The organism is Nonomuraea sp. NPDC050451, from assembly GCF_044458585.1.
Window position 1 is genome coordinate 136,752 of sequence record NZ_JBITHZ010000016.1, and the last position, 19,069, is coordinate 155,820.

Annotated in this window: 19 protein-coding genes; 5 read left to right on the forward strand and 14 right to left on the reverse strand. The window is 71.1% G+C overall.

All coding sequences use genetic code 11. The annotated features are described in order from the left end of the window. Positions 1 to 4 precede the first annotated feature (4 nt). Complete coding sequence (locus ACIBI9_RS38415; RefSeq protein ID WP_397229716.1) at positions 5 to 925, forward strand: slipin family protein; 921 nt, start codon at positions 5 to 7, stop codon at positions 923 to 925. Here the strand turns inward: ACIBI9_RS38415 and ACIBI9_RS38420 are convergent. Further along, positions 899 to 2,152 carry an alpha/beta hydrolase family protein gene (locus tag ACIBI9_RS38420; protein WP_397229718.1) on the reverse strand — a complete coding sequence of 418 codons (1,254 nt, stop codon included), beginning with the start codon at positions 2,150 to 2,152 and terminating at the stop codon, positions 899 to 901. The genes ACIBI9_RS38415 and ACIBI9_RS38420 overlap by 27 nt on opposite strands. 104 nt (positions 2,153 to 2,256) lie before the next feature. Here ACIBI9_RS38420 and ACIBI9_RS38425 point away from each other — a divergent pair, with 104 nt between their 5' ends. Further along, complete coding sequence (locus ACIBI9_RS38425) at positions 2,257 to 3,069, forward strand: AraC family ligand binding domain-containing protein (protein WP_397229720.1); 813 nt, start codon at positions 2,257 to 2,259, stop codon at positions 3,067 to 3,069. 40 nt (positions 3,070 to 3,109) lie between these two features. Here the strand turns inward: ACIBI9_RS38425 and ACIBI9_RS38430 are convergent, their stop codons facing one another. The 4 genes from ACIBI9_RS38430 to trpB form a co-directional block, all read right to left on the reverse strand. Then, entirely contained in the window at positions 3,110 to 3,967 is an 858-nt protein-coding gene (locus ACIBI9_RS38430) for a thermonuclease family protein (RefSeq protein WP_397229723.1), read from the reverse strand. A 141-nt stretch (positions 3,968 to 4,108) separates the two neighbouring features. Next, positions 4,109 to 4,864 (reverse strand): GntR family transcriptional regulator, encoded by a 756-nt coding sequence (locus ACIBI9_RS38435; protein WP_397229725.1) that lies wholly within the window; start codon positions 4,862 to 4,864, stop codon positions 4,109 to 4,111. Next, the gene (gene trpA, locus ACIBI9_RS38440) at positions 4,822 to 5,658 is read right to left on the reverse strand and encodes a tryptophan synthase subunit alpha (protein WP_397229727.1); all 837 of its coding nucleotides are present in this window, start codon (positions 5,656 to 5,658) and stop codon (positions 4,822 to 4,824) included. The genes ACIBI9_RS38435 and trpA overlap by 43 nt, the downstream gene beginning before the upstream one ends. Beyond that, on the reverse strand, positions 5,655 to 6,848 hold the full coding sequence (gene trpB / locus ACIBI9_RS38445) for a tryptophan synthase subunit beta (RefSeq protein ID WP_397229729.1): 1,194 nt from the start codon (positions 6,846 to 6,848) through the stop codon (positions 5,655 to 5,657). Before trpB ends, trpA begins: the two co-directional genes overlap by 4 nt. Positions 6,849 to 7,044: 196 nt before the next feature. On the opposite strand from trpB, the gene ACIBI9_RS38450 reads away from it, so the two are divergent. Together ACIBI9_RS38450 and ACIBI9_RS38455 are read left to right on the forward strand one after the other, a co-directional pair. Continuing rightward, positions 7,045 to 7,566 (forward strand): SigE family RNA polymerase sigma factor, encoded by a 522-nt coding sequence (locus ACIBI9_RS38450; protein ID WP_397229731.1) that lies wholly within the window; start codon positions 7,045 to 7,047, stop codon positions 7,564 to 7,566. Between the two features lie 23 nt (positions 7,567 to 7,589). Then, positions 7,590 to 8,459 (forward strand): hypothetical protein, encoded by an 870-nt coding sequence (locus tag ACIBI9_RS38455; protein ID WP_397229733.1) that lies wholly within the window; start codon positions 7,590 to 7,592, stop codon positions 8,457 to 8,459. Between the two features lie 229 nt (positions 8,460 to 8,688). Here the strand turns inward: ACIBI9_RS38455 and ACIBI9_RS38460 are convergent, their stop codons facing one another. The 9 genes from ACIBI9_RS38460 to ACIBI9_RS38500 form a co-directional block, all read right to left on the reverse strand. Beyond that, complete coding sequence (locus ACIBI9_RS38460) at positions 8,689 to 8,937, reverse strand: cell division protein CrgA (protein WP_397229735.1); 249 nt, start codon at positions 8,935 to 8,937, stop codon at positions 8,689 to 8,691. Between the two features lie 38 nt (positions 8,938 to 8,975). Further along, complete coding sequence (locus ACIBI9_RS38465; RefSeq protein ID WP_355197750.1) at positions 8,976 to 9,950, reverse strand: sugar-binding transcriptional regulator; 975 nt, start codon at positions 9,948 to 9,950, stop codon at positions 8,976 to 8,978. Between the two features lie 73 nt (positions 9,951 to 10,023). After that, positions 10,024 to 11,022, reverse strand: coding sequence for a D-ribose ABC transporter substrate-binding protein (locus ACIBI9_RS38470; protein WP_397229738.1), 999 nt, complete (start codon positions 11,020 to 11,022; stop codon positions 10,024 to 10,026). Positions 11,023 to 11,038: 16 nt separating this feature from the next. After that, positions 11,039 to 12,121, reverse strand: coding sequence for an ABC transporter permease (locus tag ACIBI9_RS38475; protein ID WP_397229740.1), 1,083 nt, complete (start codon positions 12,119 to 12,121; stop codon positions 11,039 to 11,041). Further along, positions 12,118 to 13,644, reverse strand: a complete 1,527-nt coding sequence (locus tag ACIBI9_RS38480) for a sugar ABC transporter ATP-binding protein (protein ID WP_397229742.1) — start codon at positions 13,642 to 13,644, stop codon at positions 12,118 to 12,120. Before ACIBI9_RS38480 ends, ACIBI9_RS38475 begins: the two co-directional genes overlap by 4 nt. Continuing rightward, on the reverse strand, positions 13,641 to 14,285 hold the full coding sequence (locus ACIBI9_RS38485; protein WP_397229744.1) for a DUF2291 family protein: 645 nt from the start codon (positions 14,283 to 14,285) through the stop codon (positions 13,641 to 13,643). Before ACIBI9_RS38485 ends, ACIBI9_RS38480 begins: the two co-directional genes overlap by 4 nt. Beyond that, positions 14,282 to 15,751, reverse strand: coding sequence for a glycerol kinase (locus ACIBI9_RS38490; RefSeq protein WP_397229746.1), 1,470 nt, complete (start codon positions 15,749 to 15,751; stop codon positions 14,282 to 14,284). The genes ACIBI9_RS38485 and ACIBI9_RS38490 overlap by 4 nt, the downstream gene beginning before the upstream one ends. Further along, positions 15,744 to 16,697: a transketolase C-terminal domain-containing protein gene (locus ACIBI9_RS38495; RefSeq protein WP_350726103.1), complete on the reverse strand. Its 954-nt coding sequence runs from the start codon at positions 16,695 to 16,697 to the stop codon at positions 15,744 to 15,746. The genes ACIBI9_RS38490 and ACIBI9_RS38495 overlap by 8 nt, the downstream gene beginning before the upstream one ends. Beyond that, a complete protein-coding gene (locus ACIBI9_RS38500) occupies positions 16,694 to 17,581 on the reverse strand; it encodes a transketolase (RefSeq protein ID WP_397229748.1) in 888 nt (295 codons plus the stop codon). Before ACIBI9_RS38500 ends, ACIBI9_RS38495 begins: the two co-directional genes overlap by 4 nt. A 328-nt stretch (positions 17,582 to 17,909) precedes the next feature. On the opposite strand from ACIBI9_RS38500, the gene ACIBI9_RS38505 reads away from it, so the two are divergent. Beyond that, entirely contained in the window at positions 17,910 to 19,064 is a 1,155-nt protein-coding gene (locus ACIBI9_RS38505) for an ABC transporter substrate-binding protein (protein WP_397229750.1), read from the forward strand. Positions 19,065 to 19,069 lie beyond the last annotated feature (5 nt).

The following is a 19,069-nucleotide window of genomic DNA, read 5'->3' on the forward strand; positions in this document are numbered from 1 at the left end:
GTCCATGGACATCAACATCGTGCTCGGAGTCATCGCCTTCTTCCTCTTCTTGGTGGTGGTCACCGGGGTGAGAGTCGTCAACCAGGTCGAACGCGGCATCGTCTTCCGCTTCGGCCGGGCGCAGCAGCAGATCCGCCAGCCGGGCCTGAGGTTCCTGATTCCCGGGGTCGACCGCATGCGGAAGGTCAACGTCCAGATCGTCACGATGCCGATCCCCACGCAGGAGGGCATCACCAGGGACAACATCTCCGTACGGGTCGACGCCGTCGCCTACTTCCGGGTGCAGGACCCGATGCGGGCCGCGATCGAGGTGCAGAACTACCTGTTCGCCGTCGAGCAGGTGGCGCAGACCTCGCTGCGGTCCATCATCGGCAAGAGCGAGCTGGACGACCTGCTGACCAACCGCGAGGAGCTGAACAGGGGTCTCGCGCTCATGATCGACAGCCCGGCGCTCGGCTGGGGCATCCACATCGACCGCGTGGAGATCAAGGACGTGCAGCTGCCCGAGGCCATGAAGCGGTCGATCGCCCGCCAGGCCGAGGCCGAGCGGGAGCGGCGCTCCAGGGTGATCGTCGCCGACGGTGAGCTGCAGGCCGCGAGCAAGCTGGCCGACGCCTCGGGCATCATGGCCCAGACGCCGGGCGCGCTCCAGCTGCGCCTGCTGCAAACCGTGGTGGAGGTCGCCGCGGAGAAGAACTCCACGCTGATCATGCCGCTGCCGGTCGAGCTGCTGCGCTTCTTCGAACGGGCGACGCCGAACGCCGCACCGGCCGAGCCCGCCACGGTCGGCTCCGAACGGGTCCGGCCCGAGCGGCCCGCCCTCGCGGAGGAGGAGGCCGTTCCCGAGTTGCTCGCGCAGCGGAGCGAGAGCGAGTCGGCCCTTGAGGCGGGGCAGAAGTCAGGTGATCTCCCGCTGACCCGGTGAGAGCCACTCGGCGAGGTCCGCGACCACGGCCGGGTCGACGTGCTGGGGCGGCTCGTACTCCGCCGGGGTCGAGGGGCCGGCGCCGGGGAAGAACAGGTGGTTGCCGGCGTCGTAGACGCGGAAGGTGACGTCCGGCCGGTGCGCGAGCCCGGCCCGCCACCGCGCCAGGTCGTCGTCGACGGTCACCTGGTAGTCGCGGGCGCCCTGGAGAATGAGCATCGGCTTGTCCAGCGCCGCCGCGGTCGCAACGGGGTCGTAGCCGCGCATGTCCAGCCAGTACGAGCCGGAGAAGCCGAACAGCAGGTCCGCGGCCGGCGTGGCGGGCGACAGGTCCGGGCTGCCGACCACGGCGGCCTGCCGGGTGATCATCTCGACCGCCGCCTGCCAGTCGGGGCTCACCGAGGCGAGGTGGCCGGCGACGCGTACGGCCGCCTCGTGCATCGGCTGGGCATCGCCGGCCATGATCACCAGGCCGGCCACGGACGGCTCGGCGGCGGCGACCCGCGGGGCCGCCTTGCCGCCCATACTGTGGCCGAGGACGAAGACCCGCGCGGGGTCCACGTCCGGCCGCCGCTGGAGCAGGTGGACGGCGGCGACCGTGTGCGGGACGTACTCGTCGGCCATCGTGAAGTCGCCGGCCAGCCGGTCGGCGTGGACGTGGGTCACCTTGTCGTAGCGCAGCACCGCCACGCCCCGGCCGGCCAGACCCCAGGCCAGATCCTTGAGCGGCTTGTTCGGCCCGCTGGTGGCGTCGCGGTCGAACGGGCCACCACCGCTGAGCAGCACGACAGCGGGCCACGGGCCTTGACCGCGCGGCAGGCTCAGCGTCCCGGGGACGGCCAGCGGGCCGGATCCGACGGTGACCTCGTGCTCCTCGAACCGCTCCGGGCGGGCGTAAACCGGCGGCTCCCACACGGCGGCGTCCAGGGGCGCGAGGCGCAGGCCGTTCAGCAGGCCGGCGTCGTCCACCGACATGACGACCGCGAGCCCTCCACGCTCGCACGTCACCGGAACGCTCACCCGGACCAGCCCCGCCCGGATCGGCTCGCAGAGCGGCTCCCCGACGGCGGAGACCGGCCCGATCTCGGCGGCCCAGACGGTCCGCAGCGCCTCGGCGGACACCTGCGCCCGTAGAGGCCCCGCGAACAGGTCCTCGATTTCCGTGAAGCGTCCCTCGCGGGCCATCTCGACGACCGTCGTGGCGGTCGCCGCCGGGTCGGCTGCCATCACATCTCCAACCTTTCTCGATTTATGCGAAAGGTAGCACGAGATGAGATCGTAGGGAACGCCTACTCTGGTCCGGTGACGACGGGCTCGGCGGAGAGGACGTCATGGCATCCGGAGAGTTCGCCAGTTACTGGCGCTATCGCGGCCTCGGCGGCCTGGATCTGATGCGGGCGCGTTTCGTCCGGCGCGGGTTCGCCCGGCACAGCCACGAGACGTACGCGATCGGGACGCTGGAGGCGGGCCTGGAGGAGATCCGCTTCGCCGACGGCGTCGAGTACGCGGTCACGGACGACGTCGTGCTGATCGAGCCCGGCATCGTCCACACCGGCGAGCCCCCGACCGCCGACGGGTGGACGTACCGGGTGCTGTACCCGGGCGTCGAGCAGATGCGGGAGGTCGCGGACGAGCTCGGCGTGCCCGCCGGGATCCCGTCGTTCGACCGGAGGGTGGTGTCCGACGTACGGGTGGCCCGGCGGGTGACGGCCGCCCATCGCGCGGCGGAGTCCGGCGCGTCGCTGGCCGCCGACTCCCAGCTGCACGCACTGCTGACCTTCGTGCTCGGCGCGTACGGCACGCGCCGCCCGAGGCGCCCGGCCCGCTCGGCCGGGTGCAGGAGCATGGCCCGGATCCGCGACCTGCTGCACGCGACCATGCCGGACCCGCCCCGCCTGAACGAGCTGGCCGCCGCGGCCGGGGTCACGCCGTTCGCGCTGTTGCGCTCGTTCAGGCGCGCGTACGGCATGCCGCCGCACGCGTACGTTCTTCCGGCTACGTGGCACGGACGAGCGCAACCGGCGGCTCCTGGCGGACGTCAACGACACCCGGCGCGTGTTCCTGAGCAGCACCACCGTCGACGGGCGGTTCTTCCTGCGCCTGTGCGTGCTCAGCTTCCGCACCCACGCCGACCGTGTCGATGAGGCCCTGGGCATCATCGGCACGGCGGCGTGAGCGCCGGACCTAGTGCTTGATGGGCAGGTCCTTGCGGGCCTGCTCCAGGTCCTTCTTCCAGATCCACAGCCGGTTCGGCGGCGGGACCTGGTGGTAGCCGTACAGGCCGACCTCGGTCAGGGTGCGCAGGTCCACGCATACGCGCTCGTAGGCGTTCGCGACGGCCTCCACGGGATTCTTCAGGTCCTTCGTGCCGAGCTTGATGCAGGCCCGGTACTCGTAACCCAGCAGCAGCTCCGGGCCGAACTGCTGCCACGCGCCGCGCTTCTGCTGCCAGGCCACCTCGGCCTCGTCGAGCATCAGGTTCAGGTCGAAGGTCGGCGGGATGGAGGGGTAGATGAGGAAGCTGGCGGCCCATCCGAGTGACAGCATGTCGAGGTTGAAGGTGCGGCGCTGCGGGTCGTCGCGGGGCGGCATCGGGTCGGACGGCCCGCCGGCGAACCAGGGCGCGGTGTAGGCCAGCAGGCGGCCGTGGTTCTCGACGAGCTCGCCGGTGGCGACGACGGCCAGCTTGCGCGTGGTGCCGTCCGGGCGGGTCAGGCGGGTCTTGACCATGGTCTTGTGCGCCTCGGCCGCCAGCTGGCCGGCGGTCAGGTGGTGATCCGCGGCGTTCGGGGTGATGCGCGAGATGAGGTATTCGCGTAGATGCTCGGGGATGGCGTTGTACGTGCCGTCCTGCAGGCGGGCCTTGGTGCGCTCGAGCGCCGCCTGGGCCGTGGCCGGGTTGCCTCCGTAGTGGCTTTCCGGGGTGTCGATGGACACCATGCGGATCGACATTTCGATCTTCGGGGTGTCGCCGTCGGTCACATCGGTGAGCTTGTAGTCGTTGGCGGGACGGCTGGGCCCGACGAAGCCGAGATTGATCATTTTGTGCTCCAACGCAGGGTGAGACCTGGAGCACCAACGTCGCAGCCGATCGATCGTCCCTGGCAACTGACACGCTGAGCTGCGCCGACGTAGATCGAAAACATTGACCAAGATCTACCTGGGCGGTCTTGTGCGTTGGGGTCAGGTGCTCGGGCCCCAGGTGAGGGAGAGGCCGGTGGCGGCCCGTTCTGTGCGGATCTCCATCATGCTGCCCAGGATGGTGGCGTGGTCGGCGACCAGCGCGGTGGCGTCGAGCGCGTACGTGATCCGCTCGCTGAGGAAGACCGGGCTGCCGGGAGGCTCCCCGAGGTGCGCCGCGACGGCCGGGTCGAGCACGCCGGGCCGGATCTTCTCCGAGGCGCGCGCCACCGCCACGCCGCAGTCGGCGAGGGCGCCGTAGAGGGAGACGGCGGTGAAGTCGCGATCGCGGATCCGCTCGGCGGCCGGCCGCCGGATCCAGGAGACCTGGTGGATCGCGGGGCGGCCGGCGAACTCGCGCACCCGTTCCAGCCGCAGCGCGCTCTCGCCGGGAGCGGTGCGCAGCTGCGTGGCGACCCCGGCCGGGACCCGGCGCAGGGAACGCCCGAGCACGACGGTGCGTACCTCGTGGCCCTGCTTCCTGAGGTCGTCGGCGAGGCTCTGCAGGGAGCCCAGCTGGTAGGCCAGGTGCGGCGGGGACACGAACGTGCCCCGACCGGCCTGCTGCACGATCAGCCCTTCGTCGCTGAGCTGCCGGAGCGCCTGGCGAAGCGTCATCAGGGTGACCCCGTACGAGGCGCTCAGCTCGCGTTGGGAGGGCAGCGCCTCGCCGGGGGCGTAATGTCCCGACCGGATCCTCGCGGCGAGGTCGGCGGCTATGGCGCGGTACCTCGCTTCGTGTCCGGCGTCGCGGGCCATCGTCTTTCGTCACGCTCCTGGTCAAGGGCCCGCCGCAGGCCCGTCAGGTAGGCGCCGACGTCGTCCGGCCCCGCCCCGTCGAGGATCCGGCGCATGATCGCGGCACCGATGACGACACCGTCGGCGCGCCGGGTGGCTTCCACGGCCTGTTCCGGCGTGGAAATGCCAAATCCTAGCAAGACCGGCCGGTCGCTGCCCTGCTTGATCCGTTCGGTGAGGGCGGCGGCGGGTTCGGCGAGCGCGGCCCGCTCGCCGGTGGTGCCCATCACCGAGACGGCGTAGACGAAGCCCCGGCTGCGGCGCGCGATCTCGTCCAGCCGTTGCTGCGGCGTCGCGGGGGAGGCGAGCAGGACCAGGTCGACGCCGGTGGCGGCGGCCGCGTCCGCCAGCTCGCCGGCCTCGTCCAGCGGCAGGTCGGGCACGATGAGCCCGGCGATCCCCGCCCGGCGCAGCGCCCGGCAGAACTGCACGGGTCCGTCGCGCAGCACCAGGTTGTAGTAGGTGCTGGCGACCAGCGGCACGTCCAGGCGCAGCTCGGCGACCTCGGCCAGGATGCCATGGGCCGTCGCGCCCCGGGCCAGCGCCGCGTCCGACGCCTCCTGGATGGTGGCGCCGTCGAGCGTGGGGTCGGAGAACGGCAGGCCGAGCTCGATCGCGTCCGCGCCGGCGGCGGCGAACGCCCGCAGGTAGCCGGTCCAGCCTGGGGCGATGCCGCCGGTCACGTACGGCATGAGCAGCTTGTGGCCGCCGTCGCGCCGGGCGCGCAGCGGCCTTTCGAGCAGTCCGGTGCTCATACCAGCTCCTTCAGGGTCGAGATGTCCTTGTCGCCCCTGCCGGACAGGGTGAGCAGGACCGCCGCACCCGGCGGCAGCTCGCCCGTACGCACCGCGCGGATCACCCACGCGACCGCGTGCGCCGACTCCAGCGCGGGCACGATGCCCTCGGCGCGGGCCAGCCGCACCGCCGCGTCCACCACCTCCTCGTCGGAGACCGTGACATAGCGCGCCCGGCCGAGGTCGCGCAGGTGGGCGTGCTCCGGCCCGACCCCCGGATAGTCGAGGCCGGCGGCGATGGAGTGCGCCTCGGTGATCTGCCCGTGGTCGTCCTGGAGGAACAGCGAGCGGAAGCCGTGCAGCACGCCGAGACTGCCTCTGGCCGCCCCGGCGCCGCCCTCCGCCTCCACCCCGACGAGCCGGGCCGCGGTGTCGACGAAGCCGGCGAACGTGCCCGCCGCGTTGGAGCCGCCTCCCACGCAGGCCACGACGTAGTCGGGCACGGCGGCCGGGAGCGCCCCGGCGCACTGTTCGCGCGCCTCGTCGCCGATGACCCGCTGGAACTCGCGCACCATCCACGGGTACGGGTTGGGCCCGATGACCGAGCCGACGCAGTAGTACGCCTCCTCGGTGGCCGTCACCCAGTGGCGCATCGCCTCGCTGGTCGCGTCCTTGAGGGTGCGGCTGCCGGTGCCGACCGGCACGACCTCCGTGCCCAGCATGCGCATCCGGAACACGTTCAGCTCCTGCCGCTCGATGTCCCGTTCCCCCATGAACACGGTCGCCCGCAGCCCCATCAGCGCGGCGGCGGTCGCGACGGCGACGCCGTGCTGCCCCGCGCCGGTCTCGGCGATCAGCCGGGTACGGCCCATCCGGAGTGCCAGCAGGGCCTGGCCCAGCACGTTATTGATCTTGTGGGACCCGGTGTGGGCGAGATCCTCCCGCTTGAGCAGCAGGGTCACGCCGAGCTCCGCGGACAGCCGCCGAGCCGGGGTCAGCGGCGTGGGCCGCCCCACGTGCAGGGCCAGCGACTCCGCGAGGCTCTCGCGGAACGCCGGGTCGGTCCGCGCCTCCCGGTAGGCCGCCTCCACCTGCCGGCAGGCCGCGACCAGCGACTCCGGCACGTAGAGCCCGCCGTACTCCCCGAACCTGCCCCGCTCGCCGGGGTCCTCCATCACACCTGGCCGCGTCGCCAGGACTTCTGTCGTCATGCGCTTCACCCATCTATAACTCTTCCGACTGTTCTATAACTGTGGCACAGATGTGGGCGAAGCGCTACGCCGCCCCGGTGACGGGTCTCAGCGTGACTCGCGGCCGGGCGGGGATATTTCCGGTGCTCTCCGGTCAACCTGACGCGAGGCTCAGGGCGTGTCAGGAGGTGGCTCGACCGACGAGAGGAGCGCGCGGGTGGATGCGGAATTCGTGAGTTTCGTGCGGCACCGGGGAGACCACCACCTGAAAACGGCGGTCCTGCTCACCGGGGACTGGCACACGGCCGAAGATCTGGTCCAGTCCTGCCTGGGCAAGCTGTATCGAGTGTGGCATCGGCTGGACACCAGCAGCGATCCTGACGCCTACCTGCGCCGGATCCTGGTCAACACGTACAGATCCTGGTGGCGTGCTCGGTGGCGTCGCGAGATCCCGCGCGCCGAACTGCCCGAGTCGCCCGGTCCCGGTGATGTGGGGGACACCCGGGCCGTGGCCGAGGACGTACGCAAGGCGCTGGCGCGACTGCCTGTCAGGCAGCGGACGGCCCTGGTGCTGCGGTTCTTCGCCGACCTGCCGGAAGCCGAGGTCGCCGAGCTGATGGGCTGCTCACCGGGGACGGTCAAGACCCACACGCATCGCGGCCTGCAGGCGATGCGGCGGCTGATCTCTCCCGACACGCTGGTCAACCGAACCGAGGACGAAGGGAGTGGGATCCGGTGAGACACCGACACGAGGAGCCGTCCATGAACGAGCACGAACTCCGCACGCTGCTCATCACCGCGACCGAGGACCGGCCGGCGGGCATCGACCTCATGCCGGCGATGCCGAGGCGCCGGCTGGCCAGGGTCCTGTTCCCGGTCGCCGCACTGGCCGTCGCCGCCGCGGTGGCCGCGGTGGCGGTGGTGCTGCCCGCGACCCAGTCGTCGGCACAGGCCCAGGTGATCGCCGCGGTCGAGAACACCAGCCAGGAGAGATACCGCATACATGTCGCGTCCGATACCAAGGAGTTCGACGGCGCCATCGACCCCGTCCGGCGGATGGGCGTCATCACGAGGAATGACGGGGCCGAAACCCGGTTCGTCGACGACCTGATGTACATCCGGGAGAGCGGCGCCGCGACGTGGCTGGTCTCGCCGCGCGCCGACGCCGAGCTGGCGGGCGCGCCGCCGGTCATCGCCCTGGTCAAGCTCGCTCCCATCGACCCTCATGCGGCCCTGCAGCGGCTCCGTACGGCGACTGACGTCCGCGAGACCGGCACGGCCTCCGGGCAGGGCTGGGCCGGGCGGCGGTTCGCGTTCTCACTGGAGGCCGAGGGCGGCACCGATGTGAAGGCGGGAACGGCGGAGGCGGCGACGGGCACCGTGGACGTGGACGACCAGGGCCGGATCAGGCACATGGAAGTCGTCTTCGGCGATTCCGGCAACCGGAACGTCATGGACTTCAGCGACTTCGGCACCCCCGTCTCGGTAACCGCTCCCCCCACCGACCAGGTACGCCGGCCGCCCGCCGACAAGCTCGGCAAGCCGACCGGGAAGCCGACCGGCAGGGCGCGGCAGGAATCCGATGACAAGCTCGGCGAACCGACCGGGGAGCCCACCGCCAAGACGTCCTGACCGGCCACGCGCGGGGCCCGCAGACGGGGCTCGCAGACGGTCGCCGCGGGCGATGTCACACTCGCCGCCATGACCCGGCTCAAACCGGTCATGCGGACGCTCGGCCCCGCACTGAAGACGGCGGGAGTGCCCGAGTCGTGGCTGGTCTTCCCGATCGGCGCCCTCAAGGTCGCGGGCGCGCTCGGGCTGGCGGCGGCCACGCTGGCCCTGGACCTGTGTGGCGTCCCGCCTAGTGCCGGCGCCCTGACCGCACGATCACCGTCACCAGCAGGGCCAGGGCGAACGCCGCGCCCAGCAGGAAGAGGCCGAACCCGGCCAGCAGGTTCCAGTTACCGAGGTCCGACAGGATCGGGAGAGTGGGGTCCACGTAGTACAGGACGATCCACACGACGCCGACGAACCAGGAGACGCCCATCGCCGCGGCCAGGCGGCGGGCCAGGCGGTTGGCCGGCGCTGCACGAGCGTGAAGATGGGACATCGGCATCACCCCTGTCAGATGAATCCAGCGTAACGTGATCAGGAGCAGAGCAGGCGGGCGATCGTCAGATCGGTGATGAGGACGTTGACCCAGCCGCCCTCGATCGCGGCCTTGATCGCGGAGAGCTTGCGCATGCCGCCCGCGACCCCGACCCGCCGTTCGACGGCGCGGAAGGTCGGCGCGTCGATGCCGATGACGCGCTGGTCGAAGCCCGAGTCGACGGGCTTGCCCGTGGCGTCGAAGAAGTGCAGGCAGACGTCGCCGACGGCGCCGAGCCCGCGCAGCTCCTCCTGGTCGGCCTGGCTGACCGCGTTGCCGCTGCTGAGCAGCAGGGGCGAGGGCTCCAGGCTGCCGATGCCGACCAGCACGACGGTCAGGTCGTGCCACTGCGCCTGCACGTCCTTCACGCTGGGGTCCTCCAGCAGCGCGTCGCGGATCGCGGTGGTCGCGACCACGCCGGGCAGGGGTACGAAGATCGGCCGGGCGTAGGTGAGGTTGGCGAGGCGGGCCACCAGACGGGTGGCGTGCACCTGCGCCTCGGGGCTGCCGACGCCGCCGACCAGCTGGATGACGCGGTCGGCGACCTGGGAGTTCTTCTGCGGCAGGCGTTCGACCGTGGCCAGCAGGGTCTCGCTCCAGGACGAGATGCCGATCACGTCGCCGCCGGTGAAGGTGACGCCGAGGTAGGCGGCGGCCGCCGAGGCCAGCGGCGGGATCACGTCGTCCTGGTAGTCCTCGACGTCCACGACCACGGCGTCGCGCAGCCCGTAGCGGCGCTGCAGCTCCTCCTCCAGCTCGGTGTGCACCCCTTCGGGGAGCGTGACCACCGTGCGGACCATGCCCCGCGTGACCGCCTCCTTGAGCAGGCGGGACACGCGGGGCTGTGAGATGTTGAGCGTGGCGGCGATCTCGGGCTGGCGCATGTTCTGCTCGTGGTACATGCGTGCCACCCGGGCCAGGAGGCGCAGGTGATCCTTGGTCGTGTCGCGCCTACGTTCCGCGTTCTGGACCACCGCGCACCCCTTTCTATTCACTCCTGAATGAAGCCTATTGTCCGAAGCGCCATGGGGGAGACCTCCGGTGGGGTCACTTCCTGGCGAACACCCCGAACTCGTCGGCGTTGTCGGCCGTGACGAGCTCGCAGTCGATGGACTGCTTCTCGTCCTTGCCCGTCTTGCCGGTCTTGATGAACTGGTCGGCCTGGTCCACGGCGCTGGTGGCGCCGAGGGCGGCGGGCTGCAGCGCGGTGGCGTGCATGTCGCCCGCCTTGATGGCGGCGATGGCGTCGGGGCTGCCGTCGAAGCCGACGACCACGACCTTCTTCAGCAGTCCAGCGGCCTTCAGCGCCGCGACCGCGCCCAGGGCCATGGTGTCGTTGCCGGCGATGACGCCCTGGATGTCGCGGCTCTTCTGGATGATGGTCTCCATCTTGGTGAACGCCTCCTGCTGGTCCCAGTTGGCGCTCTCCTTGGCCACCGGCTTCATGTCCGGGTACTGGGAGATCACGTCGGCGAAGCCCTTGGAGCGGACGCTGGCGTTGGTGTCGGACTCCTTGCCGACCAGCTCGACGTAGTTGCCCTTGCTCTTCATGGCCTCCACGAACGACTGCGCGACCAGCTGGGCGCCCTGGGAGTTGTTGGAGACGATCTGGGCCTTGGCGACGCCGGTGGCGTTGATCTCCCGGTCGATCAGGAAGACCGGGACGCCGCCCTGCGCGGCCTTGCGGACCGGCCCGATGGAGGCGTCGGCGCCCGCGTTGTCCAGGATGATCGCCTTGGCCTGGCGGGAGATGGCGGCGTCGATCAGCTCGCTCTGCTTGTTGGGGTCGTCGTCGTGGGAGGCCACGGACGTCTGGTAGCCGAGCTTCTCGGCCTGCGCCTTGGCCGCCTCGGCCTCGGCCTTGAAGAACGGGTTGTCGTGCGACGGGGTGATGATCGCGATCAGGCCGCCGCCGGCCGCGGCGCTGCTGCTGCCGCCCGCCTTCGCGGTGCTCGCGGGCTGGTCGCCGCCGCTGCCGCAGGCGGCCAGCGTGGTGCATCCGAGCAGTACGGAGAGTGCCAAAGTGACGATGCGGGTGGGGGGCATGATGTCTCCTTGTGGTTCAGTCTTGCTTCTTGCTTGCGGCGACCGCCGCCGCGGTGGCTCCCCGTCGCTTGAATCGCTGCTGGCCCTGGTCGAGCATCACGGCGAGGATGATGACCGCGCCCTTGATGAGGATCTGCCAGAACGTCGACACGCCCAGGATCACCAGGCCGTCGGCGAGGAAGCCGATGACGAACGCGCCGACCAGGGTGCCGCGCACGGTTCCCCGGCCGCCGCTGAGTGCGGCGCCCCCGATGACCACCGCCGCGATGGCATTGAGCTCGTACGTCTCCCCGGCCTGCGGGGCGGCCGAGGTGAGCTCCGAGGCGATGATGAGCCCGGCGACCGCCGCGCAGGCCCCGGAGATCACGTACACGATCGTCTTGACCCGCCGGATCGGCACGCCGGACAGGTCCGCGGCCCGCTCGTTGCCGCCGGTGGCGTACAGCCAGCGGCCGAACGGGGACTTGGCCAGCAGCAGCACCGCCGCCACGGCCAGCAGGATCATGATCCAGATGGAGGTGGGCAGGCCGAGCGGCCGCCCGCTGCCGAGCAGTTCGAAGCCGGTGTTGCCGAGTGCCGGGTTGCCGCCCAGGTTGGGGTAGGTGGCGCCGTTGGAGATGAGCATCGCCGCGCCGCGGGCCACGTACAGCATGCCGAGCGTGGCGATGAACGGCGCCACGTTGAAGCGGGTGACGAGGATCCCGTTGATCAGGCCGACCGCCATGCCGACCGCGACGCACAGCACGATCACCACCCACACCGGCGGGTAGGCGATCACGCCGCCGACGTGCAGCCCCTGCAGGAGCTCGCCGGCGACCACCCCGGACAGGCCCACGATGGAGCCGACGGACAGGTCGATGCCGCCCTTGAGGATGACCAGCAGCATGCCGAGCGCGATCACGCCGTTGATGGCGACGTGCTTGGTCATCGTGATCAGGTTGGGGACGGTGAGGAAGGAGTCCGACAGCAGGCCGAAGATCACGATGAGCACGGCGAGCGCGATGAAGGCGCGCAGCTCGAAGGCCACGTTCAGCAGCGAGAGGCGGCGGGCCCGGGTGGCGGCCTGCTCAGGGGCCGCGGTGGTCGCCGTCGCCGTCATGACGAACCGTCCTGAGTTCCGCCGTCGGACACGCGCATCAGTTCCTCCCGGGTCAGCTCGCCGCGCCGAAACTCGCCGACGAGGGCGCCGCGGGCGAGCACGAGCAGCCGGTCGGGGATGTGCAGGGCCTCTTCGGCGTCGGATGTGGTGAACAGCACGGCCAGGCCCCGCCTGGCCTGGGCCGCCATCAGCTCGAAGATGTCGGCCTTGGCGCCCACGTCCACGCCGCGGGACGGCTCGTCCAGCAGCAGGACGCGCGGCCCGGTCAGCAGCGCCTTGCCGATGATCACTTTCTGCTGGTTGCCGCCGCTCAGCGACCCGATGGCCGCCTGGGCGCCGCTGGTCTTGACGGTGACGTCGGCGATGGTGCGGGTGACGGCGGCGCGCTCGCGCTCCTGGGAGACGAACAGGCCGCGGACGAACGTGCCGAGCGCGGCCAGGGACAGGTTCTGCCCGACCGACATGGTCTGTACGAGCCCGTCGCGCTGGCGGTCCTCGGGCACCAGCACCACGCCCCGCCCGATGCGGTCGCGGATCCCGGCCTCGTGCAGGGGCGTCCCGTCCAGCAGGACCTCGCCGGAGGACGGCCGCAGGCGGCCCGCCAGCGTCTCCAGCAACTCGGTGCGCCCGGAGCCCATCAGCCCGTAGATACCGACGATCTCGCCCGCGCGCACGCTGAGGGACAACCCGTTCACGGCCAGCCGGTCGGGGACGGCCGGGTCGGCCACCGTGAGCCGGCGCACGGCCAGCGCCTCCTCGCCGAGCACCGGATCCCGGCTGGGGAACAACGTGTCCTGGTCGCGGCCGACCATCTGCTCGACGATCCAGCGGATGTCGACCTCGCCGGCCTGAGCCGTGGCGACCAGCCGCCCGTCGCGCAGCACGACGACGTCGTCGGCGATCTCCAGCGCCTCGTCCAGGTGGTGGGAGATGTAGACGACGGCGACGCCCGCGGCGGTCAGCTCCCTGATCACCCGGAAGAGCACGTCCACCTCGGGCGCGGTCAGGGCCGAGGTCGGCTCGTCCATGATGAGGACGCGGGCCTGCTGCAGCAGCGCGCGGGCGATCTCCACCAGCTGCTGCTGGCCGAGCCGCAGGTCGCCGACGAGCCGGTCGGGGTCGACGTCCTCCTCCAGCCGGTGCAGGACCGCGGCCGTGGCCTCGCGCTGCGCCTTGCGGTCGATGGAGCCGTACGCGGTGCGGACCTCGCGGGCCAGGAACAGGTTGTCCTGGATGCTGAGGTTGGGGCAGAGGCTGAGCTCCTGGTGGATGATGGAGATGCCCTGGTCGGCCGCGTCGCGGGAGGAGTGCAGCCGCACGGGCCGCCCGTCCAGCTCGACGTGCCCGGTGGTCGGCCGCTCGATCCCGGCCAGGATCTTCATCAGGGTCGACTTGCCGGCGCCGTTCTCGCCGAACAGCGCGGTCACGCGGCCGGGCGCGACGTCGAAGTCGACGCCCTTGAGCGCGTGCGTGCCGCCGTACACCTTGGCGACCTCGCGGGCCCTGAGGACCGGCCCGCTCATGAGATCGCCACCGGCGTGATCGTCACGGTCTGCGGTGTCAGCAGGGTGAACGCCCCGGTGACGGAGATCTGCTTGCCGTCCAGCGCCGTCGCGTCCAGCCCTTTGAGCAGTTTGTCGCGCAGCTGGTTGTTGAGGGCGGTGGCGGCGTCGGCGTACTCCACCTGGTTGGTGAACTGGCCGAACGTGATGAATCCCACCGCGTCACGCAGCGCGGTGCCGTTGATGGCCGGGCCGATCTGCACGGAGACCCGGGTGCCGTCCGGCAGGCCCTTGACGGTGACGGGCAGCAGGCCGGACTTGACCGCGCCGGCCTCGCCCGTGACCTTGACGGCGAAGGTGTAGGGGCCGGTGCCCTGGCGCTTGCCGTACTTCTGGCTCGCGGCGTCCTTGTCGGCGGCCAGGGCGTCGAGCAGGACGGGCAGGTCGACGGCGGCGCTCTTGACGGCAGGGACGATCTTGGCCTCGTAGTTCTGGGCCCCGAAAGCGGCCGGGTCGAACTTCTTCGGCGCCGCCGCGGCCGCGGTCTCGGCCGTCCGGTACTCGGTGCTGACGGCCATGAGGACGACCAGCGCGGCGAAGGCCGCGACGATGATCCAGCGGATCGGGACGCGCCGACGGGGGGTCGGCGCCGTTGCGGTCATGTGGTGCTCCCTTCACCGGAGGGCCGGGACCTGCGCACGGCCTCGTGCCAGGCGGCTTTCCTGGCCGCGCGATCCGTCTCGTCCAGGGCGGGCTCGAACCGGTCGGCAGGGCGCGGGCGCCGTTCGAGCTCGCCGAGCGTCCACAGCTTGGCCGCGAGCCCGGCGGCGTCGGCCACGCCGAGGCACGACAGGTCGTGCTCGCCGGAGCGGGCTACGGTGCGGCCGCCGAGGTCGGCCTGCAGCCGCATCATCCGGTCGCTGCGGGTGAGCCCGCCGTCGGCCATGAGCACGCTCACCTGGCCGACGGCCTGCTCGATGGCCGTCACGACGTCCTCGACCTGGAAGGCCACGGCCTCCAGGGCGGCGGCGACGAGCTGGCCGCGCCGGGTGCCCAGCGTCAGGCCGGTCACGACGGGGGTGGCGTCCGGCTCCCACCACGGGGCGCCGAGCCCGCCGAAGGCCGGCACGAAGTGCACGCCTTCCGGGCCGGTGTCCGCGGCCTCGGCCAGCAGTTCCTCGGTGCGTACGCCGAACAGCTCGGCGAGCCAGCTGACCGTCCGGCCGGTCGCCCGGATGTTGCCCTCGACGCCCAGCACCGGGCCGTCGATGTCCCAGGCGACGCTGCGGCACAGCCCGGGGGCCTGACCGCAGTCGCCGATGGCCATCACCGAGGAGCCGGTGCCGTAGGTGGCCTTCACCACGCCGGGCCGCCAGCCGGCATGGGCGAACATCGCGGCGTGCGAGTCGCCCATGACCGCCAGCACCGGCACCCCGTCGGGCAGCGGCGCGAGGTCGCGGACGGCGGGGAAGGCGCCGCAGGAGGCGACCACCCGCGGCAGCACCTCGGCCGGCACCCCGAACAGCTCCAGCAGCCGCGGGTCCCAGTCCCCGGTCCCGACGTCGAGCAGCTGGGTGCGCGAGGCGTTGCCGACCTCGATGACATGCTCCCCGCCCAGGCGGCTGAGCAGCCAGGAGTCGACGGTGCCCAGGCACAGCTCGCCCGCCCGGGCCCGCCGCCGGTCCGGATCGTACGCGTCGAGCAGCCAGCGGGCCTTGAGCGCGGAGAACATCGGGTCCAGCGGCATCCCGCTCACCGACCGCACCAGATCGGCGGCCCCGGTGGCGGCCAGCTCGTGGCACTGGGCGGCGGTGCGCTGGTCCTGCCAGCTGATCAGCGGCCCGGCCGGCTCGCCGGTGCGGCGCTCCCACAGCACCAGCGACTCGCGCTGGTTGCTGAACCCCACGCCGGCGACCCGGGCGGCCTGCTCGGGGGCGACGCACTCGGCGACCGCCCGCCGCACGCTCTGCCACAGCTCGCCAGCGGACTGCTCGACCCAGCCGGGGCGGGGCTGGCTCTCGGCGACCGGTACGACGGCGCGGGAGACGACGCGGCCGCTCTCGTCGACGAGCAGCGCCTTGGTGGAGCTGGTGCCCTGGTCGATGGCCAGGATGAGCGGGCTAGCCATGGCGCAGCAGGTCCTTGACGGCGCTGACGATGCCGTCGGCGGACAGGCCGAAGTGGTCGAGCAGGAAGGCGGTGTCGCCGGTGGGGGCGAACACGCGGGGCACGCCCAGGATGCGCATGGGGACGGGGTGGCGGGTGACGACGGTGGCGGCGACGGCCGCGCCGAGCCCGCCGCTGATGGTGGCCTCCTCCGCCGTGACGATGCCGCGGGTCTCCCGCGCGGCGGCCACGATGGCCTCCTCGTCCAGCGGGTCGAGGAAGGGCATGTTGAGGACCCGCAGGTAGACGCCCTCCTCGCGGAGCCGGGCGGCCGCCTGCAGCGCGCGGGAGGTCAGCGAGCCGATGGCGATCACCGTGGCGTCGTCGCCGTCGGCGAGCAGCACCGCCCTGCGCGGCTCGAAGGGCGCGCCCTCGGGCGTGACCACGGGCACCTTGAAGCGCGGGATGCGCACGTAGCTGGGCCTGCCGGAGGCCGCCGCCCAGCGGACGGCGGCGCGGGTCTGGACGGAGTCGGCCGGGACGATCACGTCGAGCCCGGCGACCGCGCGCATCCAGGAAAGGTCCTCGATCGAGTGGTGGGTGGGGCCGAGCTCGCCGTAGGCCATGCCCGGGCTCTGCCCGCAGAGCACGACGTGCGCCTCGCTGTAGGCGACGTCGGCCTTGATCTGCTCCAGGGCACGGCCGGTGAGGAACGGCGCCGCCGCGCACACGAAGGGGATCTTGCCGGCGTTGGCCAGCCCCGCGCCCACGCCGACGAGGTCCTGCTCGGCGATGCCGACGTTGATCAGCCGGTCGGGGAAACGTTCCCGGAAGCCGACGAGGTTGCTGGAGCCCACGGAGTCGTTGCAGACGGCCACGATCCGCTCGTCCTCGGCGGCCAGGGCCAGGAGCTCCGCGGCGAAGTCCTGCCGGCAGTCGAAGGCGGTCTGCTGGTCGGTCACGGTCATCGTGCCAGCTCCGCGAGGGCCGCCTCGACCTGGTCGGGACTGGGCACCTTGTGGTGCCACTCCACCCGGTCCTCCATGAACGACACTCCCTTCCCCTTGATCGTGTGGGCGATGACGGCGACCGGCCTGCCGGTCGACGAGCCGCTCATCGCCTGCAGGAGGGCGAGGTGGTCGTGGCCGTCGACCTCGCGTACCTCCCAGCCGAAGCTGCGCCATTTGTCGTCCAGCGCGCCGAGCGCGTTGGTGTCCTCCGTCCTGGCGCCCTGCTGCAGCCGGTTGCGGTCGATGACGGCGGTCAGCGACGACAGGCCGTGGTGGGCGGCCGCCATGGCCGCCTCCCAGTTGCTGCCTTCCTGCAGCTCCCCGTCGCCGAGCACGACGAACGTGCGCCAGTCCGCGCCGTCGAGCCTGGCGGCCAGCGCGCACCCGGTGGCCACGGGCAGGCCGTGCCCGAGCGCGCCGGTGTTGGTCTCGATGCCGGGGACCTTGATGCGGTTGGGGTGACCGTTGAGCGCCGACAGCGGGGCCATGAAGGTGTCCAACTCGGCCGCGGGGAAGAAACCGCAGTGGGCGAGGGTCGAGTACAGGGCGGCGGCGCAGTGTCCCTTGCTGAGCACGAAACGGTCGCGCCCGCTCCACTGCGGACGTTCCGGATCGACGGACAACACGCCGTAGAAACAGGTGACCAGGATGTCGGTGACCGACAGGTCACCCCCGACGTGCCCCATCTGGGCACGGTCGATCATGCGGATGATGCTCCGGCGCACCTCCGTGGCCAGATGGTCCAGCTCCGCGGCCGCGGTGTGCCGGTCGGCCCGGCGAATTCGCTCGGCCGCCTGGCGATAGACGGCCGAACGCGTCGGATCGGCAGCAAGCAACGACATCACCGGGCCACGTCTTGAATATCTATTCCAATATGACTAGGCATATTTTGAAGCTAAGGCCGCCATCGCGTTCATGTCAATGAGGTGCGGAAGCTTGCGACTCGCCTGCTTCTTGACGGCTGTATGTCGCCGACGTTACATTCCGCTCGAATAGACAGGCGGTATTGAATAGCTATTCAATCGCCTCCAGCCCTCTGGAGATGCAATGAAGACCCCAAGCAAAGCGGCAGCTCTTGCGGCATCTGTGCTGCTCCTGACCGCCTGCAGCGGCCGAGTCCAAGACGACACCAGTGCGACCAGCGGGGGGCAGGTCAAGCTGAGCTGGTGGATGGTCACTCAGAACGCGGACACGGCGACCGCCGCGTTGAAGTCGATTATCGGCGACTTCGAGAAGCAGAACCCGAACGTCAAGGTAGATCTTCAGTACCGCGCGGTAGACGCGCACAAGGACGCGCTGCGCACCACGGCCGGCAGTAGTTCCGGCCCGGACATCTACTACAACTGGGCCGGGCCGGGCCTCGGCGGCGAGCTCGTCAAGTCGGGCGTGAGCCTCGACCTGAGCAAGTACTACCAGCAGTACAAGTGGGCCGACCGGTTCAACCCGTCGACCCTGGCGGCGTACACGCAGTACGGCGGTTACCACGGCGTGCCCTGGACGCAGCGCACCGAGGTCGTCTACTACCACAAGGACCAGTTCGCCAAGGCGGGCATCAGCGCGCCTCCCACCACGTACCAGGAGTGGGCCACGGCGGCGCAGAAGCTCAAGGACGCCGGGCTCACCCCGATCACCATGGGCGGCAAGGACAACTGGCACGTGATGCGCCTGCTGGACACGTTCATCGAGACCAACTGCGGCGCCGAGCTGGGCGACCAGCTCAACACCCGCGCGACGAGCTGGGCCGGCCAGCCGTGCGTGGACAAGTCCTTCGAGCAGCTCAAGCAGTGGTCGGGCGACTACTTCAACAAGGGCTTCGCCGGCCTGCCGGTGGCCGAGGCGGGCGCGATGTTCCACTCGGGCAAGTCGGCCATGCAGCTCGAGGGCGACTGGTTCACCCAGCAGAACATCGACGCCGGCGACGACCAGGACAACGTGGGCGTCTTCCCGATGCCCACGGGCACCGACCGGCTCTACGGCTTCTCCGAGGGCATGTACATCAGCAAGACGAGCAAGCACCCGGACGAGGCCGCCAAGTTCCTGGACTTCTTCACCTCCGCCGCCGTGGAGGGCAAGTACCTGGGCGTCTTCTCCTCGGTCCCGGTGAACAAGGAGACCAAGGGAGCCAACCCGCTCGCTCCGATCAACACGCAGATCGCCGAGCTGACCGGCAAGGCCAAGGGGTTCTTCCTCAACAACGACCAGAACTTCCCCACCGACGTGACGACCGAGTACTGGCGCATCCAGAACGGGGTCACCAGCGGCTCGATCGCCCCCAAGGAGGCCGGCGCGCTGCTGCAGAAGTTCATCGACACCCACAAGGACTGACCAGC

Bases quoted from the DNA above. Each gene is read 5' to 3' on its own strand.
- ACIBI9_RS38420 (WP_397229718.1), bottom strand. From the start codon at position 2,152: ATGGCAGCCGACCCGGCGGCGACCGCCACGACGGTCGTCGAGATGGCC.
- trpA (WP_397229727.1), bottom strand. From the start codon at position 5,658: ATGAGCACCGGACTGCTCGAAAGGCCGCTGCGCGCCCGGCGCGACGGC.
- ACIBI9_RS38485 (WP_397229744.1), bottom strand. From the start codon at position 14,285: ATGACCGCAACGGCGCCGACCCCCCGTCGGCGCGTCCCGATCCGCTGG.
- ACIBI9_RS38505 (WP_397229750.1), top strand. From the start codon at position 17,910: ATGGTCACTCAGAACGCGGACACGGCGACCGCCGCGTTGAAGTCGATT.
- ACIBI9_RS38470 (WP_397229738.1), bottom strand. From the start codon at position 11,022: ATGCCCCCCACCCGCATCGTCACTTTGGCACTCTCCGTACTGCTCGGA.
- ACIBI9_RS38455 (WP_397229733.1), top strand. From the start codon at position 7,590: ATGAACGAGCACGAACTCCGCACGCTGCTCATCACCGCGACCGAGGAC.
- ACIBI9_RS38460 (WP_397229735.1), bottom strand. From the start codon at position 8,937: ATGTCCCATCTTCACGCTCGTGCAGCGCCGGCCAACCGCCTGGCCCGC.
- ACIBI9_RS38495 (WP_350726103.1), bottom strand. From the start codon at position 16,697: ATGACCGTGACCGACCAGCAGACCGCCTTCGACTGCCGGCAGGACTTC.
- ACIBI9_RS38425 (WP_397229720.1), top strand. From the start codon at position 2,257: ATGGCATCCGGAGAGTTCGCCAGTTACTGGCGCTATCGCGGCCTCGGC.
- ACIBI9_RS38490 (WP_397229746.1), bottom strand. From the start codon at position 15,751: ATGGCTAGCCCGCTCATCCTGGCCATCGACCAGGGCACCAGCTCCACC.
- ACIBI9_RS38475 (WP_397229740.1), bottom strand. From the start codon at position 12,121: ATGACGGCGACGGCGACCACCGCGGCCCCTGAGCAGGCCGCCACCCGG.
- trpB (WP_397229729.1), bottom strand. From the start codon at position 6,848: ATGACGACAGAAGTCCTGGCGACGCGGCCAGGTGTGATGGAGGACCCC.
- ACIBI9_RS38480 (WP_397229742.1), bottom strand. From the start codon at position 13,644: ATGAGCGGGCCGGTCCTCAGGGCCCGCGAGGTCGCCAAGGTGTACGGC.
- ACIBI9_RS38435 (WP_397229725.1), bottom strand. From the start codon at position 4,864: ATGGCCCGCGACGCCGGACACGAAGCGAGGTACCGCGCCATAGCCGCC.
- ACIBI9_RS38415 (WP_397229716.1), top strand. From the start codon at position 5: ATGGACATCAACATCGTGCTCGGAGTCATCGCCTTCTTCCTCTTCTTG.
- ACIBI9_RS38500 (WP_397229748.1), bottom strand. From the start codon at position 17,581: ATGTCGTTGCTTGCTGCCGATCCGACGCGTTCGGCCGTCTATCGCCAG.
- ACIBI9_RS38430 (WP_397229723.1), bottom strand. From the start codon at position 3,967: ATGATCAATCTCGGCTTCGTCGGGCCCAGCCGTCCCGCCAACGACTAC.